Raw genomic sequence first — 15,078 nt, forward strand, 5'->3', positions numbered from 1 at the left:
ATCTGAGGGCATGCTTTGGGTGGTTTGAAAAGGATGCCCCCAGCCCGACCCGCAAAAAGCCTCTCTCGAAATCACTCTCGCCCAAGCCAAAGAGTAGCCTCCATCCACGCCCCCGCCGTCACCAACTCTTCTAGCGTTTCCAACAGAATTTTTCCCTGAAGGCGTACGCACTGGGTATCGCTGAGGCTCAGCAGGCCTTCGATGCCTCGCCCAAGCGGTGGTAAGCACGGTTGAAATACACCAGGCCTTCGTCCGCGCCGCTTTGGCGAATGGTCTGGACCTCACAGTAGAAAATACTGTGGGAGCCCACTTCATGGACCTGCACGATCCGGCAGTCGAAATTCACCAGCGCTTGCAGCATCACGGGCGCACCGCTTTCAAGCGTGGTCCAGCCTGTGACGGCAAAGCGCTCATCCATACTCAACGTGCGGTCGGCAAAAGCACCGGATAAATGCTGATGATCGCCGCACAGGGTGTTTACGCACACTGTGCCGTTACGCTTGAAATGCTCGTTGGAATGAGAGGAACGGTTCATGCATACCAACAGGGTCGGCGGTGAATCAGTCACGCTGCACACCGCCGAGGCGGTAAAGCCGAACCGCCCCGCCACGCCATCAGTGGTGATGACCGACACGGCACCGCCCAGCATGGCCATTGCATTGCGAAAGCTGCCTACGTCTACCATTGTCGTTCCCCTTAGATATCCAGCACGAGTTTTTTAGATTTGGCTCGTGAACAGCACACTAGAATTTGATCATTGCCGGCCTTCTCATCGTCCGTCAGGTACACATCACGATGATCCGGCTCGCCTTCGAGCACATCGCACAGGCAGGTACCGCACACACCCTGCTCGCAGGAAATCTCGATCTTGATCCCGACCTGCGCCAGTGCGGCGAGAATGCTCTGCCCTTCTGCCACCTGCACGGTCTTGCCGCTGCGGGCCGCTACCACTTCGAAGCTGCCCCCAGAGCTGTCCACTTCCACGTGGAAATATTCCTTGTGGATGTGCGCTTCGGTGTAGCCCTGGTCGCGGGCGCCCTGAATCACCCAATCCATGAAGCCGGCGGGACCGCAGGTGTACATGTGCACGCCGGTCTTGCCCTCGCCCAGCACCTTGGCCAGGTCGAGCTTCTGTTCGGCCCCTTCATCGTCGAAGTGGGTAAACACCTGCGCGGCAAACGGTGCGTCGGCCAGTTCCGCCAAGAACGCACTGCGTCCGCGCTCACGGCCGCAGTAATGCAGCTCGAAGGTCTGGCCGGCCGCGTGCAGCGCGTAGGCCATGGCGATCATCGGGGTCACGCCGATCCCGCCGCCCAGCAGCACCGAACGCCGCGCCTGCGGTGCCAGCGCGAACAGATTGCGCGGTACGCTGATCTGCACCTCGCAGCCTTCGAGCAGGGTGTCATGCACCCCGACCGAACCGCCGCGCGATGCCGGATCCTTGAGCACACCCAGGCGGTACAGGCTCGAATCCGCAGGGTTGCCGCACAACGAGTACTGGCGCACCAGCCCCGGGGCAATATGGATATCCACATGCGCGCCGGCGTCGAACGCGGGCAACGGTGCGCCGTCGCGACGGGTCAGGTCCAGGACGACAACGCCGTCCCCTTGCAGCTCGCGCTTGCGCACGACTACGTCCAACAGTTCTTCAGTCATGGCCGTTATTCCATGGAGTTCGCAAAGGCCGCCGTGGCGGCCGCTATCAGTCAGCGCATGAACAAACCGCCATTCACATCCCACGTCGCCCCGGTAGTGAAATAGGCGTCGGGCCGGGCCAACTGCACAATTAGGTCACCGAGAAAATCTGCATCTCCCAGGCGCTGCACCGGGATATTGGCGAGCAGTCCCGGCAGGCGTTCGACCGGTATGGCTGCGCGCACCGCCGCCGACTCGATAGGGCCAGGGGCAATGGCATTGACCGTCACCCCGCGGGCGGCAAACTCCTTGGCGAAGATCTTGGTCAGCGTCACGATGCCGCCCTTGCTCGCGGCATAGTGTGCGCCGGTCGCAGTACCGCCGTTCTGGCCGGCCAGGGACGCCATGTTGATGATCCGCCCATAGCCGGTTTCGGCCATGTACGCGCCCAGCACCTGGCAGCCGAGGAACACGCTGCGCAGGTTCAGGCCCACCACGGCGTCGAATTCCTCGGGGCTGATCTGCATCAGCGGCGTGGTCTTGGTGACGGCAGCGTTATTGACCACCACGTGCAGCGCGCCGAAGCGCACCAGCACCTGGTCCAGGCCCGCTTCGAAATCGGCTTTGCTCCCGGCGTCCAGTTGCAGCGCAAGCGTGCGCTCGCCGCCCGGGTCCAACTGGTGGGCGCACGCCTGTGCGGCTTCAAGGTTGAGGTCGGTGATCGCCACCGAGTACCCGGCCCGCAGGAGGCTGGCGCAGAAATGCTGCCCCAGCCCCTGCCCCGCGCCCGTCACCAATGCGATATGGCTCATTTCGGCGCGCCTCAAAGGATGTAGCCGATACCGGCAAGGGCATCGTCACTGTTGATCAGGCTGACCACTTTGCGCTGGATCTTGAAACCACCCTCGCTGCGGATCAGTTGGTAGGTAAGGTCGGCGCTGTAGAACTTCAGGTTTTCCTTGCGGAACTCACGGATGTTCTGCGCGCAGCGCACAGTCACCTGCACGCCGTCATCGGCCAACACCCGGAACCGCGACTGCATGCGCACCGTGCGCGGTTGCGGGCTGGTGGAGATCGATTCGCCGCCGGTCAGACGCCGCACCCGCAGTTCACGCATATGATGATCGTCGTAGGCGTAGTTGAGGGTGTTCTCGAAGTCGGTTTCCTTGGGATCGATGGGAATGATGTAGGTGCCCTTCTCGGTCCACATCTTCAACCAGCCGTCGTATTCTCCGTGGTCGAGCATGTCGCCTTCCTGCCAGATGAAAGCGGTCACTTCTTGCAGTAATTGCAGGTTCATAAGGTTCTCCACGGATCAGGCCGACATCATCTTTTTCCACTGCTGATAGGCGGCGCGCATACCGGTTTCGGCACTCACGTCGGATACCAGCCCGTCTGCGCTGGCCTGCTCGCCGGGCAAGCCACGGTTGAGCATGATCCACAGATCTTCACCGGCGCTGGCGCCCTTCTGTACCCGCTCCCAAGCCTCGGAATCGTCCGGAGTGCCGAAGCCCATCGGCCCCTGGAAGTGCTCATGCAGGCGCAGTCGATAGCGGTTGGCCACGGCCGGCCCGCCGTCCATGGTGATCACCGAATGGTGGATTTCGGTCTCGGTCACCGAGATCGGCTGCAGCACCCGGAAAAACGCCATCGAGCATGCAACGTTGGGGAACAGGTTGAGGTTGAAGCCGGTGCCGCCGACCGCACGCACGATCCGGCGCACCTGCTGCTCCTCGATGCCCTCGTCACGCAGCTCGGCGGCCAGCTCTTCGAAGCGCTCGGGAATCGGCTTGTCCAGGTCGGCTTCGAGGTCGATCAAGTCGGGAATCATCACCATCACGCTGTGGCCGTTGCCCAGGTCCTCGACGTAGCCAGGTCCTTTGACGAAGTCGAACAGCGCCAGGGTCTGCTCATCCACCGACGACAGAAAACTCTTGTGCACCAACGGGAAATGGTAAGCGTCGGTGGTGTTTTCCAGCTGGATCTTCCAGTTGCCGGGGAAGCGGAAACGGTGCTCGCCCGGCACCTTGATGCCATAACCGGCGCCCTGCTTCATGAACAGGTCCATCCATTTTTTCGCCGCACCGAGGTAGTCTTCCAGCGGCTCGATGTCGTCCTTGAAGGTGGCGAAGATCATGCCGGCGTAGCTTTCGGTACGCAGGCTGACCAGTGGCAGCTCGGCCTTGTCGATGCAGTCGCCGTAGCTTTCCGGGTGTGGGATGCCACGCAGTGAGCCGTCGAGCGCGTAGCCCCAGCCGTGGTAAGGGCAGACGAAGCTGTTGGTCTTGCCTTTTTTGTGTTCGCACACAGTGGCGCCACGGTGGCGACAACGGTTGAGCAGCACGTGCACGTCTTTCTTGCGGTCACGCACCACGATCACCGGCTGCTTGCCGATATAGGTGGTCTTGTAGCTGCCGTTGTCGGGTATCTCGCTTTCGTGGGCGACCCAGATCCAGGTGCTATAGAAAATCTTCTCCAGCTCGGCGTCGAACAGTTGCGCATCGGTATACATCGAGGTGTGGACGCGATCGGCCTGCACCCGTTCAGCGGGGTCGACGGCGAGGTTTACAGCGGGAATCAGCATGCTCATGGAAGTATCCTCGTCGGCATCAAGTACGCTGAATGATCAGCTCGCGCCCAACCCGGGCTTCAACCTTGGTGTAGCGCCACAGCTTGTAAGGGCCATTGCCCACCGGGGTGCTACGAAACAGGTTGCACGCGGCATGCACGGTCTCGATATCCGGCACGTCGGCCAACAGGTAGGTGGTCCAGGGGAAGCCATCGGACGGCCCGACCATGCTCTGGTCGTCATCCATATTGCCCAGCACCTTGACCCCGGCCAGGTCGTGGATACCGTTCCACATTGCACTGAACGCTGCCCACACCTGCAATTGTTCATCGCGCGGGGCATCGAAAAAATTCTGGTTGATGCCCATGCAGAACAGCACGCGCAAGGTCTTTTTATCGCTCATTTCATTTCCTCGACGGTTAGAGGTAGCCAGGCAAAGGCTGTTTGCCGAAGAACATGGCTCCGGCATTTTGATAGGTGATGTCGCCCATGAAGGCGTGCTGGGTCACCACCTGGGCGTCGTTGACGCAGCGTGCCAGCGGGCTGTCGTTGTACACACCGCTCATGCCCGAGAGCATCTGCGCGGTGCGCGCCACATCGGCAGCGACGCGGGTGGCATGGGTCGACGACAGGCGCAGCAGGTTGGTTGCGGCCACCGGCACCGCATCGCCGGCCAGTACGTAGTTCCAGGCGCAGTCGATGGACTCGTAGAAAAACGCCCGCGCGGCTCGCAGCTCGGCTTCTGCCCGCGCAATATCGACCTGGGCCAGGGGCCGGTCGGCAATCGCCGGGGCGCCGGTGACCGAGACGCGCCCGCTGGCCATGTCCGAAAGGGCATCCAGTGCCGCGCGGGCGACGCCAAGGCCGACGACCGACAGCACTTGGGTGGCGAACGACAGCGACGGGTAACGAAAGAACGGCTCGTCCAGGTTCGGCAGGCCGCCGCGCACGAAGGTCCACTCCTCGCAGACCCGCACGTTTTCCACCACCAAGTCATGGCTGCCGGTGCCGAGCAGGCCGACGGTGTCCCAGGTTTCGTCGATGCGGATCTCACTGCGCGGCATCACTGCAATGCGTGGCAGGCCGAAGGTGTCGCCGTTCTTCGGGGCGATACCGACGCCGACAATGTCGGCGCCCAGGGAGCCGCTGGAGTATTTCCAACGACCATTGACCACAAAGCCGCCTTCGACCACTTCCGCCGGTTGCGGCGGAAAGATGCCACCGGCGAATACCCGGTCAGGACCATCGGCATACACCTTGGCGATGCTGTCCAGCGGCAGTGCGGCAAGGTAAACCGGGCTCATGCCGAAGCTGGCAACCCAGCCGGCAGAACCATCGGCCTGGGCAATACGCTCGATCAACTGGCAGAACTCGGCCGGCGAACACTCCAGGCCACCGAAGCGCTTGGGCACCAGCGCCCGGTAAACGCCGTGCTGTTTGAAGGACTCGATCACATCCCGCGAGATGTGGCGCTGACGGTCGAATTCACCGGCCCTGGCACGCTCACGCACATCGACAAGCAAGGCGTCGAAGGTCGGGCCACTGGCAAGCGAGCTCACGGTATCGACCGCTGGTTTTTTTAGCGAATGCATACATTTACTCCGTTGTCAGGAACGGTATTGGGCTGAGCAGGAAGGCAGTGTCGAGCTGGGACGGGAGACGGAACGGGGGCGATGGATCGGCATAGTGGTTACCTTTGTTTTTGTGGGTGCCGTTGGGGTGAATCTGAGCTTGATTACGTGAATTGTCAATTGATTTGTCGCGATTATAAACAACACTAATCACGTAATAATTCAGTGAAAAATCAAGAATTAAAATATTTAAGTGATTGTTTTTATTGATTTATATTCATTTAAATATTCCCTTATCCTCTGAGGATTACTCAATAAATTATTTTTCAGTTATCGAAAAAAAAGCTATTTTTTCGTCACGCTTTCAGCGCAATGGTGAGAACGGCGCCGGCAGGTAAACCGTGGAATGCATCTGCTTGAGCTGCGGCGCCGAATCTTCAGGTGGCCAGGCGCCGTCGACCACGGCGCGAGCACGTACTTCAAGGCGCTGCTCCAGCGAGCTGTAGGGCCAGATATGCAGATAACGCGGAATCTGCCCGCTGGTGGCATAGAACGCGGCGTATACCCGGGAATAATCCGTCCTGGTGCGACGCTCTATGGACTTGCACCAACCGCGCAACGTCGGTGCCAGCCCGCTGGGTACCAGGTTGTATTCGCGCAATTCGTAGAACGGGCCGTGAGCCCCGGGAGGCAACGGCTCTACGAAGGCGAAGGCGCTGTAATCGTCCACCTGCTGGTCAAGCAGAAATTCGCCAATCGCAAACCCATCGGCCGCCAGTAGATACCGTTCGCGCTCGCGTTCGCGAGCGCCGCCATCGTCGAACCCGCGCAGGACCGCGATGCGATTCTGCTGGCCGATTTCCGACACCCAGCAGCCCATCAAATGCACGCCCTCGCCCGCTTCGCGCAAGCTCCGCTCCAGACGCGGCAAGGCTTGAGGCACGGTGCGAACACGCAGGGTAAAGGTCAATAATTCGAACAGTTTCAAGGCAATCTCCAGGGACTACGCGCACGGCGCGACCGTCCTTGTCGGGCAGTCGCGGGAGCGTGCAAAACGGGTGGGGGGGGAAGTGAGCGCTATTGGCGAGGCACCGGTAACTCGGCGTCGCTGTTCCATGCTTCAACCGGGCGGCTGAACAGGTTTTCGGTCTGGAAGTGCGCCATGCGCCACTGCCCGTCTTCCTCGGCAAAGCGCACGTTCAGGCGCGCGGCGTTAAGGTGGGAGGCGCCGCTGGCAAAGGTGGACGTCTGCAGCATCACCCAACTGCCGAGCACGGTATCGTCCTGCACCTCGATCAGCTCGCTGGTGAGGAAGTGCACGTTGAGGGCAAAGTGCGCCGGGGTTTTCATGTAACCGGCGAACATCGCGGTAATCGCTTCGCGTCCACGATAACCACCGAAGCTGTGGGCGTACTTCGCGCCTTTGCCCTCCCACACCGCATCAAGGGTGAACAGACCGGCCAGTTCGAGGAGTGGCGTGCGTGCATCGAGCGCATCACACAGCACCATGTAGCGGTTCATGCAGGCACGGGCGCAGGCTTCGATTTCAAAACGGCGCAGGCGTCGCTCCAGGTCCGCTCGCGGGATGGTTGCGTTCATTTCAGACCTCTCCCCCGGCATACAGGCGCTCGAGCAGGCGGCCGGCAATGGCCAGCAGTTGCTCATCGGCACCCTTGGCCCCCACCAGTTGGAGGCCCACCGGAAGTCCTTCGACGCTGGCCAGCGGAATGCTCAGCGCCGGGTGTCCCGACAGATTGAACGGGCGCACGAAGGCGGTCATTCCGAGCACTGCCTGGGTGTCAGTGGCCTCGGCCAGGGTCAAGGGGAAGTCAGGCATGGTCGGCAGTACCAGCACATCGACATGCTGCAAGGCGGCGTCGACTTCGGCCGTGAACTGCCTGCGCACCCGCTCGGCTTCGGCCAGCGCGGCCGCCGTGGTATTGCCGGCGGCGGCCAGGCGCGCGGCAATGTCGGCGCCCACCTTGCCGGTTTCCAGCAAGTGACCGCAGGCATCGAACGTTTCGCGGTTGATTACCACCATGCCAGCGTCATAGGCCGCCTTGAGGCTGGGCAGCGTAAGACGTTCACCGGGTAGACGGATCACCGCGATGGCGGCATCGATCACTCGCTGTACGGCGGCGCCAGCCTGCACCGTCACGACGCCCAGGCGCGGCGAGTCCGGCGCCGACACCGGCTTGAAGCTGGCGTCGATCGCCTGCATGGCCGTGACCAGCATCGGCAGGCTCGCGGCAAACGGACCGACGCAGTCGAGGCTGCTGTGCGCCGGCATTACGCCACGGCGGCTGACCCGCCCGAACGTCGGCTTGAAGCCGAACACCCCACAGCAACACGCCGGGATGCGCACAGAGCCGCCCGTGTCGGTTCCCAGGGAAAAATCTGCCAGCCCGGCCGCCACGACAGCTGCCGAGCCACTGGAGGAACCGCCCGGAATCCGCCCGGGGAAACGCGGGTTGGGCGCAGTGCCGGTCCAGTGATTGATGCCCGTGGTGCCAAACGCCAGTTCATGCAGGCTGGTCTTCCCCACCAGGCGACAGCCCTTCTCCAGCAGCGCCTGCACCACATCGGCGTGGACCGTGGCAGGTGCGGCATCCTCAAGGGCCTGGCTCGATGCGCGGGTAGGCAGGCCAGCCAGATCGATTGTGTCCTTGACCATCACGGTCGGCCCATCGCCGCCAAGGAAAAGCCGTTCAATCAACAGGGTCATGTCGGGTTACCTTCACTGTGAAATGCGGAATGGGGGCGCCCGATGCGCCCTTTCCTTTTTTTCACACTCACCGAATATTACGTGAATTGTCAACTAAATCCCGCAGAACAAAACAGGCTGACGTCACGGCAAAAGCCGTGCCGAATTCACGAGAAAAGTCTATGATTGGCCGCCGCCCTCGACATGAGCAGACCATGAGCGCACCCAAAAAACACGCAGGCCGCTACGACCCCGGCAGTGAAGACTTTCACAAAGAGGATTTTCCGTTCTACTGGCTGGCCATGGTGCATGGTCGCTACAGCCAGTACATGGAAAAGGCACTGAAGAAAATCGGCCTGGATATCCCGCGCTGGCGGGTGTTGTTCATTCTCAAGGAGAACGGCCAATCGAGCATTTCCGAAATTTCCACCCACGCCATCGCCAAGCTCTCGACCATCACCAAGACGGTGTATCGCATGAAGGAAGACGGCCTGGTGGACACCGCGCCCTGCGAGGACGACGGCCGCGTGACGCAGGTGCGCATCACCGAACAAGGGCGCGAGGCGATTGAACGTATCCAGGTCGCCACGGGTGACCTGTTCAAGCGCAGTTTCACCGGTATGACCGAAGCGCAGATCCAGCGCCTGAACCGCATGCTCGAAACGGTGTTCGACAACCTCGGCGAACCCTAGGTCAGCGGCGGCCCAGCCTGTCAGGCATAACCAATTTCCTGGCAGGCTCGAACAAGCAGCCACGCGTGCATCGGTTTTTAATGCAAAGGTCTTTCGAGCGCCCCCGGGCGCGACGAATCCTTCATTGGAGCGCCATCATGCACATTGCCCTGCTGCCCTCAGTCGTTGCCTTCCTGGGTCGCGACCATTCCAACTTCATCGATGGCGTCGCGCACACCAGCGCCTCCACCCAGCGCATCAGCGTGGTCGATCCCGGAACCGGCGAGACCGTCGCGCAGTTGCGTGACGCCCAGGCCGAGGATGTGAACCTGGCCGTCGACAGCGCCACCGCTGCCTTCAAGGGCGCCTGGGCGCAAGTCACCCCCTACCAGCGCGGCGTGCTGCTCAACCGTCTGGCAGATCTGATAGAAGCCAACGGCGAAGAACTGGCGCAATTGGAAACCCTGAGTTCCGGCAAATCGATCAACCTGTCGCGGCATATCGAAGTGGGCCAGAGCGCGGTGTTCCTGCGCTACTTCGCCGGCTGGGCGACCAAGATCGGCGGCCAGACAATGACCCCGTCGTTCCCTTCCATGGCGGGTGAGCAGTACAGCGCCTACACCCTGCGCGAGCCCGTAGGCGTGGTAGCGGCCATCGTGCCGTGGAACTTCTCGCTGATGATAGGCGTGTGGAAACTGGGCGCCGCGCTGACCACCGGCTGCACGGTGGTGCTCAAACCCAGCGAATACACACCGCTGTCCCTGCTGCGCCTGGCGGAACTGGCGATCGAGGCGGGAATTGCGCCGGGCGTGATCAACGTGGTCAACGGGCGCGGCCAGGTGGGCCAGCAGTTGATCGAACACCAGGCCGTGCGCAAGGTGTCGTTCACCGGTTCGGTGCCCACCGGCATCGCGGTGGGCAAGGCCGCCATGGCCGCCGACCTGACCCGCGTCACCCTGGAGCTGGGCGGCAAGAATGCCGCCGCGCTGCTGGCCGATGCCAATGTCGATGACGCCGTAGCGCGCTTCGTGCAATCGGCCTATGTGCACCAGGGCCAGGTGTGCGCGGCCCCCGAGCGTTTGTTCGTGCACCGTTCCATCGCCGAGCAGGTGACGCAGAAGATGGCGGCGATGTTGTCGCAGATGGTCATAGGCTCGCCTCTGGATGAACATGCTCAGTTCGGCCCGCTGTCGAACAAGCCGCACTTCGACAAGATCCTCGGCTTTTTCGACCGTGCCCTGCAGAGCAACCAGGTGGTATGCGGTGCGCGTGCCGTGGACCGTGCCGGTTACTACGTGGAACCGACGCTGATCATCGCCAACGGCAAGGACGATCCGCTGCTGCATGAGGAAACCTTCGGCCCGGTGGTTTGCGTGCTGGCGTTCGACGATGAAGAAGAACTGGTCACCTTGATGAACGACAGCCCGTTCGGCCTCACGGCCAGTATCTGGACCAACGATTTGTCCAGGGCCTTGCGCCTGATCCCGCGAATCGAGGCGGGTACGGTGTGGGTCAACATGCACACATTTGTCGACCCGAGCGTGCCGTTTGGCGGGATGAAGGCGTCTGGCATGGGGCGTGAATTCGGCAGTGCGTTTATCGACGACTACACCGAGCTGAAATCCGTGATCATCCGTTATTGACCACATCGGATCTGTGGCGAGGGAGCCTGCTCCCTCGCCGCAACCAGGCTCAGTGCCCGCGGCGCCGATAGCTGCTGGGTGTCAGCCCCGTCTGCTTCTTGAACGTCTTGGAAAAATGCGCCGAATCGGCAAAGCCCCAATAGCTGCCGATATCGGTGATCGAGCGCTGTGCGCAAACGGGATCGCGAAGGTCCTGCGCGGCCTTCAACAGCCGCTCACGCAGAATATAGCGGCAGACGCTGTCGCCACTCGCCTCAAACAACCTGTAGAGCTGACGGCTGGAGATGCCCAGCTCTTCGGCCAGCGACGCCGGCGACAGCCGGGGTGAGTCAAGCTGCTGCTGGATGACGGATTGCACCTCATGCAGCTGCCATCCAGGCGAATGGTCGCTCGCACGGTACTCCAACACCGAGGCCAGCAAGGCAACCAACGCCCTTTGCAAACCATCACCATCCTGCGGGCAAGACCATTGGGCCAGCGCACCCGCAGCGACCTGTCGTACCAGCGTGCCAAGCAGTTGGCCACACACCCCCGTGGTCGACAGCTTGCCGAAGCGGCTACGGTCCAGCCCCTTGAGCAACTCACACGGCAACGGGATCGACACATGGGCGAACAACCCCTTGGGGGTCATTTTCACCGCACCGGAAAAGTCCAGCAAAGCCAGGTCACCTGCGTGCAGTTCAAGCACCTTGTCGCCCAGCTCAATGACCATCGAGCCCTGCTGTTGCAACACAAGAAAACACCGGGCCGATGAGCTGCGCCCGCTTGAGCCAGCGGCCTTGGCAATCACACTGGCATTGCTGCGAATGTGGGCGACCGCCGTGGTGCCCACCAGCGTCTGCTGCATTTCCCCGATGAAAAGGCTCTGGCAATGGTCATAGCGCGTGTCGAAACGACCGCAGATCGCGCGCACACATTCGTTCCAGGTCGACAACGCTTGACCACGCATCGGTGTTCCCCCTCTTCACTCGCTCACAACCCGGACATCACGGCGGTACCCGAAGCCCGCATGCGTTGGAACGCCCACTGGGCTCTCAACACCGCCGCGCCATAGATGACCAGCACCGCCACCGAACAGGCGCCCGAGAACACCAACACCGCCGAGTAGCCGAATGCCTCGATCAGAAACCCGCCGATGGCTGGCCCGAACGCCGCCCCCAGGGACAGGCACAGCGCGCCCAGCGCGACAAGCTTGCCCGACAGGTCGAACTCAGCCATGACGCCGAAGGTATAAGCCAGCACGAAGCCGATCGAAAAGAGAAAGCAAATAACGCCTACGACGTAGGTCGTCAGGGAAGAAAACTGCGCCAGTGCCACCAGACCCAGTAACTCGGCGAGGATAATCACGGCCACCGGCATGAAGCGTCCCACCTTCAAGCCGATCGCCGAGGCGATGAAGCCGCCGCCGGCATTGATCAGAAACCCCAGCGCCAGCACCATGCCGATGGTGTCGGAGGCCAGGCCGGTCTTTTTCCCCATAAGCTCCAGGAACGCCCACACCGACATGATGCCGGTCAGGAAAACCAGGCTGGCCACCAGGCTCAACCATACGATGGTGCGACTCTCGGCGCTGGCAATCCGCACGGCGGTATCGGACGCCTCCAGGTGTCGCTCGCTACGGCGCGGCACCCAAGGCAGCGGCAGGATACCCATCACCACCATGGCAGTGGCGATGGTGATCAGCATGCCATCAAAGCCCCACACCGGCGCCACCGCCACGGGTAACACGATGAGCAGGAAGGCGCCCGGCACGGTCTCGATACCTAGCTTGAAACCAAACGCTCGTTCAGGCTGCGAACTGTCACCGAAGATCGTCATCGCCAGCGCGTACAAGGCCCCGGTACCGGCGCCCGCCAGGGCCATGATCGCCAGCAGCGCTTCATAGGAAGGATCGCGCAGCACAAACACGAGCGCGCCCACCACCAGCGCCGACGACAGTGCCGATATGACTCGCCAGCTGAGCCGGTGAATCCACAGCAGGGACGCCAGCCCGAATGCGCCAAACCCCAGGTTCATGGCCATGGCCAGGTTGCCCAGTTGGTGCTCGCCGAGCCCGAAACGCTCGGAAAACGCGCCAAACAGCACAGGTAGCACGTTCAATAACAAGGCACCTGCACCCGAAACCAAGCCTGCACACACGTAGACGGAGGTTGTATCGATCGGATTTATTTTTGTAGTTTTCATTCGAATATCCTGTTTTTTTAACTGCGGCTCACGTTTGCTTAACGACGGCCGTCACGGCGACCGCCCGGGCAGGCGTGCGAAGGGTCACGCAATAAGCGACCAACGAGCCCAGCCCGCAACACCCCACCACCCAACACATCGGCCAGGCGCTTCCATCAGCCAAATGGCTGACCCACAGGCTGGCCAACGCCCCTGTGGCGAATTGCACCGAAACCCCCAGCGCCACGCTCGCACCGGCCTGGCGCGGAAACAGCATCATCAGGCTGGCCATGCAATTGGCGCCGATCAAACCGGTCACGCCCATGTACAGCACCATGCAACACACGATGCTCGCCAGCCCGCCCCATTCGGTATACCCGACCAGCATCAGCGCCAACCCTGCTCCGCTCACCAGCACCGCCCCCACGCCGAGCATGCGTTGCGGCCCAAAACGGCCCACCCAACGCGCGTTGATAAAGGTCACGAGGATGATGCCGAGGATGTTCAGGGCGAACAATGCGCTGAACACCCGTGGCGAGACGCCGAAATACACGACGTACACAAAAGGCGAAGCAGTGATGAAGGCGAACATGCCGCCAAACCCCAGGGACATGCACAGGATCAGCGCCATCGCCCTGGGTTGCCGGGCGATGGTCAGGTAGGCCGCGAAGGCCGCCTCAACGGACGCCCCGCGATCCTGCGCCGGCAGGCTTTCCTTCAGGGTTAGGGCCACCAGCAAGAGGCACAGGCTGGACAGAATGAACAAAGTGGCAAAGATCGTGCGCCATCCCTGGATCAAGACCAGCCAGGTACCGATCATCGGCGCGACCAGTGTCGCCATCATCGTCAGCACGTGCATCCACGACAGCACTTTGGCGGCCTCCGCCAGGCCTACCCTGTCCCGGGCGACGGCACGCGCCAGCACCAGCGCACCCGCTCCACCCAGCGCCTGGAAGAAGCGCCAGGCAATCAGTTGCTCGACGCTACCTGCAAACAGGCAACCCAAGGTCGCTGTCGCGTACAGCACCAGGCTGCCGAGCAGCAACGGGCGCCGGCCATAGCGGTCGGACAGCGGCCCGTAGCACAACATGCCCAGGCACAGCCCGACGAGAAACGCGCTGATGGTGTGTTGCACCTGCGCGGTACTTGTCGTCAAGTCCTCGGCGATTTGCGGGAAGCTGGGCAGGTAAGTATCAATCGAAAATGGCCCGAAGGCCGTCAGGGATGAGAGCAGTACAATCAAGCGCGCCCGCGGTTTCATCGGCCGGGGATCGCGAGGCTGTCAAGAAACGCGGTGACCAGCCGGTTGAACGCCTCGCCCTGGTCGTCATGCACATAGTGGCTGGCGTCCGCGACTTCGGCTGTGCGCACGTGCGCATTGCTGTCGCGCATGGCTTGCAGCGTCGCCGCCGGCAGAAAGTCCGAGCGCATACCGCGAATGAACAACGTCGGACAATCCAGGGCGCGTACCGCCGGCCACAGATCGGTAGGCTCAATACTCAGGCGTGCCTCGGCGATGCCTTGTTGATCGTGGCGCCAGGTGATCGCACCCGCGCTGTCCTTCATCGAGTGCGCCAGCCGCGACGCCAGGCCCTGCGCCGACAAGCCAGGACGCGACGCCTGCCAGAACGCACGGGCGGCGTCCCAGTTTTCGAAACGCAACGGGGTCTGGTTCATCTCGCGACGAATGCGCGCCGCACCGTCGCCCTGGCTGGAGGAACCTGGCCCGATGTCTTCGATGATCAGGCCAATCAAGCGCCCCGGGTGTTGACGTGCGTATTCCAATGCGTTGGCGCCCCCCAGCGAGTGGCCCAGCAATACGAACCGCTGCAAGCCGACATAGGCGACAAAGTCCTGCAGGTCTTCCACATAGGACTGCGTGTGATAACTGGCGGCCGGTGCCCAGTCACTCAGCCCGCGTCCGCGCTGGTCCAGGGCATAGATGCAATAGCCATCGCCCAGCGCTTCTACCAGCGACTCCCAGGTCTGGGCATAAGCACGCAAACCATGCAGCAGTACCAAGGGCACGCCGCCCGGCTTGCCCCAGCGTAGAAAATGCAAACGCAAGCCTGCGCGATTGGTGAAAAAAATGCTGTCTGGGGACATTGCCTGGCTCCGCCAC

At 62.0% G+C, this 15,078-nt stretch carries 16 protein-coding genes; 2 read left to right on the forward strand and 14 right to left on the reverse strand.

The features are described from left to right. Positions 1-187: 187 nt before the first annotated feature. From BFP92_RS15040 to BFP92_RS15085, 10 genes are all read right to left on the reverse strand, one after another. Positions 188-685, reverse strand: a complete 498-nt coding sequence (locus BFP92_RS15040) for a flavin reductase (RefSeq protein ID WP_065930110.1) — start codon at positions 683-685, stop codon at positions 188-190. A gap of 11 nt (positions 686-696) precedes the next feature. Further along, positions 697-1,656 carry a PDR/VanB family oxidoreductase gene (locus BFP92_RS15045; protein ID WP_065930111.1) on the reverse strand — a complete coding sequence of 320 codons (960 nt, stop codon included), beginning with the start codon at positions 1,654-1,656 and terminating at the stop codon, positions 697-699. A 50-nt stretch (positions 1,657-1,706) separates the two neighbouring features. Continuing rightward, on the reverse strand, positions 1,707-2,447 hold the full coding sequence (locus tag BFP92_RS15050) for an SDR family NAD(P)-dependent oxidoreductase (RefSeq protein WP_065930112.1): 741 nt from the start codon (positions 2,445-2,447) through the stop codon (positions 1,707-1,709). A gap of 11 nt (positions 2,448-2,458) precedes the next feature. Next, positions 2,459-2,935: an aromatic-ring-hydroxylating dioxygenase subunit beta gene (locus tag BFP92_RS15055; protein ID WP_065930113.1), complete on the reverse strand. Its 477-nt coding sequence runs from the start codon at positions 2,933-2,935 to the stop codon at positions 2,459-2,461. A 15-nt stretch (positions 2,936-2,950) separates the two neighbouring features. Then, positions 2,951-4,225, reverse strand: a complete 1,275-nt coding sequence (locus BFP92_RS15060) for an aromatic ring-hydroxylating oxygenase subunit alpha (protein ID WP_065930114.1) — start codon at positions 4,223-4,225, stop codon at positions 2,951-2,953. Positions 4,226-4,244: 19 nt separating this feature from the next. After that, positions 4,245-4,607, reverse strand: coding sequence for an IacB protein (locus tag BFP92_RS15065; protein ID WP_065930115.1), 363 nt, complete (start codon positions 4,605-4,607; stop codon positions 4,245-4,247). A 16-nt stretch (positions 4,608-4,623) separates the two neighbouring features. Next, positions 4,624-5,796: an indole-3-acetate monooxygenase gene (iacA, locus tag BFP92_RS15070; protein ID WP_065930116.1), complete on the reverse strand. Its 1,173-nt coding sequence runs from the start codon at positions 5,794-5,796 to the stop codon at positions 4,624-4,626. A gap of 343 nt (positions 5,797-6,139) precedes the next feature. Further along, positions 6,140-6,763, reverse strand: coding sequence for an NIPSNAP family protein (locus tag BFP92_RS15075; RefSeq protein ID WP_065930117.1), 624 nt, complete (start codon positions 6,761-6,763; stop codon positions 6,140-6,142). 89 nt (positions 6,764-6,852) lie between these two features. Beyond that, the gene (locus BFP92_RS15080) at positions 6,853-7,374 is read right to left on the reverse strand and encodes a nuclear transport factor 2 family protein (protein WP_065930118.1); all 522 of its coding nucleotides are present in this window, start codon (positions 7,372-7,374) and stop codon (positions 6,853-6,855) included. A gap of 1 nt (position 7,375) precedes the next feature. After that, positions 7,376-8,500, reverse strand: a complete 1,125-nt coding sequence (locus BFP92_RS15085) for an amidase (protein ID WP_065930119.1) — start codon at positions 8,498-8,500, stop codon at positions 7,376-7,378. Between the two features lie 194 nt (positions 8,501-8,694). Here BFP92_RS15085 and BFP92_RS15090 point away from each other — a divergent pair, with 194 nt between their 5' ends. Both BFP92_RS15090 and BFP92_RS15095 read left to right on the forward strand, forming a co-directional pair. Beyond that, a complete protein-coding gene (locus BFP92_RS15090; RefSeq protein ID WP_065930120.1) occupies positions 8,695-9,171 on the forward strand; it encodes a MarR family winged helix-turn-helix transcriptional regulator in 477 nt (158 codons plus the stop codon). Positions 9,172-9,308: 137 nt separating this feature from the next. Next, a complete protein-coding gene (locus BFP92_RS15095) occupies positions 9,309-10,793 on the forward strand; it encodes an aldehyde dehydrogenase family protein (protein ID WP_065930121.1) in 1,485 nt (494 codons plus the stop codon). A 49-nt stretch (positions 10,794-10,842) separates the two neighbouring features. On the opposite strand, the gene feaR is transcribed toward BFP92_RS15095, so the two are convergent. The 4 genes from feaR to BFP92_RS15115 all read right to left on the reverse strand — a co-directional run bounded on the left by feaR (position 10,843) and on the right by BFP92_RS15115 (position 15,062). After that, positions 10,843-11,742 (reverse strand): transcriptional regulator FeaR, encoded by a 900-nt coding sequence (gene feaR, locus BFP92_RS15100; protein ID WP_065930122.1) that lies wholly within the window; start codon positions 11,740-11,742, stop codon positions 10,843-10,845. Positions 11,743-11,765: 23 nt separating this feature from the next. After that, positions 11,766-12,887 carry an MFS transporter gene (locus tag BFP92_RS15105; protein WP_239694276.1) on the reverse strand — a complete coding sequence of 374 codons (1,122 nt, stop codon included), beginning with the start codon at positions 12,885-12,887 and terminating at the stop codon, positions 11,766-11,768. 118 nt (positions 12,888-13,005) lie between these two features. After that, positions 13,006-14,217 (reverse strand): Bcr/CflA family multidrug efflux MFS transporter, encoded by a 1,212-nt coding sequence (locus BFP92_RS15110; RefSeq protein WP_065930124.1) that lies wholly within the window; start codon positions 14,215-14,217, stop codon positions 13,006-13,008. Next, the gene (locus BFP92_RS15115; protein ID WP_065930125.1) at positions 14,214-15,062 is read right to left on the reverse strand and encodes an alpha/beta fold hydrolase; all 849 of its coding nucleotides are present in this window, start codon (positions 15,060-15,062) and stop codon (positions 14,214-14,216) included. The genes BFP92_RS15110 and BFP92_RS15115 overlap by 4 nt, the downstream gene beginning before the upstream one ends. Positions 15,063-15,078 lie beyond the last annotated feature (16 nt).

The sequence above is a fragment of the Pseudomonas sp. 58 R 3 genome (assembly GCF_900006605.1).
Taxonomy (GTDB): Bacteria; Pseudomonadota; Gammaproteobacteria; order Pseudomonadales; family Pseudomonadaceae; genus Aquipseudomonas; species Aquipseudomonas salomonii.

Excerpts from the sequence above, each read along its gene's own strand:
- BFP92_RS15040 (WP_065930110.1), bottom strand. The coding sequence starts at position 685 with ATGGTAGACGTAGGCAGCTTTCGCAATGCAATGGCCATGCTGGGCGGT.
- BFP92_RS15045 (WP_065930111.1), bottom strand. The coding sequence starts at position 1,656 with ATGACTGAAGAACTGTTGGACGTAGTCGTGCGCAAGCGCGAGCTGCAA.
- BFP92_RS15050 (WP_065930112.1), bottom strand. The coding sequence starts at position 2,447 with ATGAGCCATATCGCATTGGTGACGGGCGCGGGGCAGGGGCTGGGGCAG.
- BFP92_RS15055 (WP_065930113.1), bottom strand. The coding sequence starts at position 2,935 with ATGAACCTGCAATTACTGCAAGAAGTGACCGCTTTCATCTGGCAGGAA.
- BFP92_RS15060 (WP_065930114.1), bottom strand. The coding sequence starts at position 4,225 with ATGAGCATGCTGATTCCCGCTGTAAACCTCGCCGTCGACCCCGCTGAA.
- BFP92_RS15065 (WP_065930115.1), bottom strand. The coding sequence starts at position 4,607 with ATGAGCGATAAAAAGACCTTGCGCGTGCTGTTCTGCATGGGCATCAAC.
- iacA (WP_065930116.1), bottom strand. The coding sequence starts at position 5,796 with ATGCATTCGCTAAAAAAACCAGCGGTCGATACCGTGAGCTCGCTTGCC.
- BFP92_RS15080 (WP_065930118.1), bottom strand. The coding sequence starts at position 7,374 with ATGAACGCAACCATCCCGCGAGCGGACCTGGAGCGACGCCTGCGCCGT.
- BFP92_RS15085 (WP_065930119.1), bottom strand. The coding sequence starts at position 8,500 with ATGACCCTGTTGATTGAACGGCTTTTCCTTGGCGGCGATGGGCCGACC.
- BFP92_RS15090 (WP_065930120.1), top strand. The coding sequence starts at position 8,695 with ATGAGCGCACCCAAAAAACACGCAGGCCGCTACGACCCCGGCAGTGAA.
- BFP92_RS15095 (WP_065930121.1), top strand. The coding sequence starts at position 9,309 with ATGCACATTGCCCTGCTGCCCTCAGTCGTTGCCTTCCTGGGTCGCGAC.
- feaR (WP_065930122.1), bottom strand. The coding sequence starts at position 11,742 with ATGCGTGGTCAAGCGTTGTCGACCTGGAACGAATGTGTGCGCGCGATC.
- BFP92_RS15110 (WP_065930124.1), bottom strand. The coding sequence starts at position 14,217 with ATGAAACCGCGGGCGCGCTTGATTGTACTGCTCTCATCCCTGACGGCC.
- BFP92_RS15115 (WP_065930125.1), bottom strand. The coding sequence starts at position 15,062 with ATGTCCCCAGACAGCATTTTTTTCACCAATCGCGCAGGCTTGCGTTTG.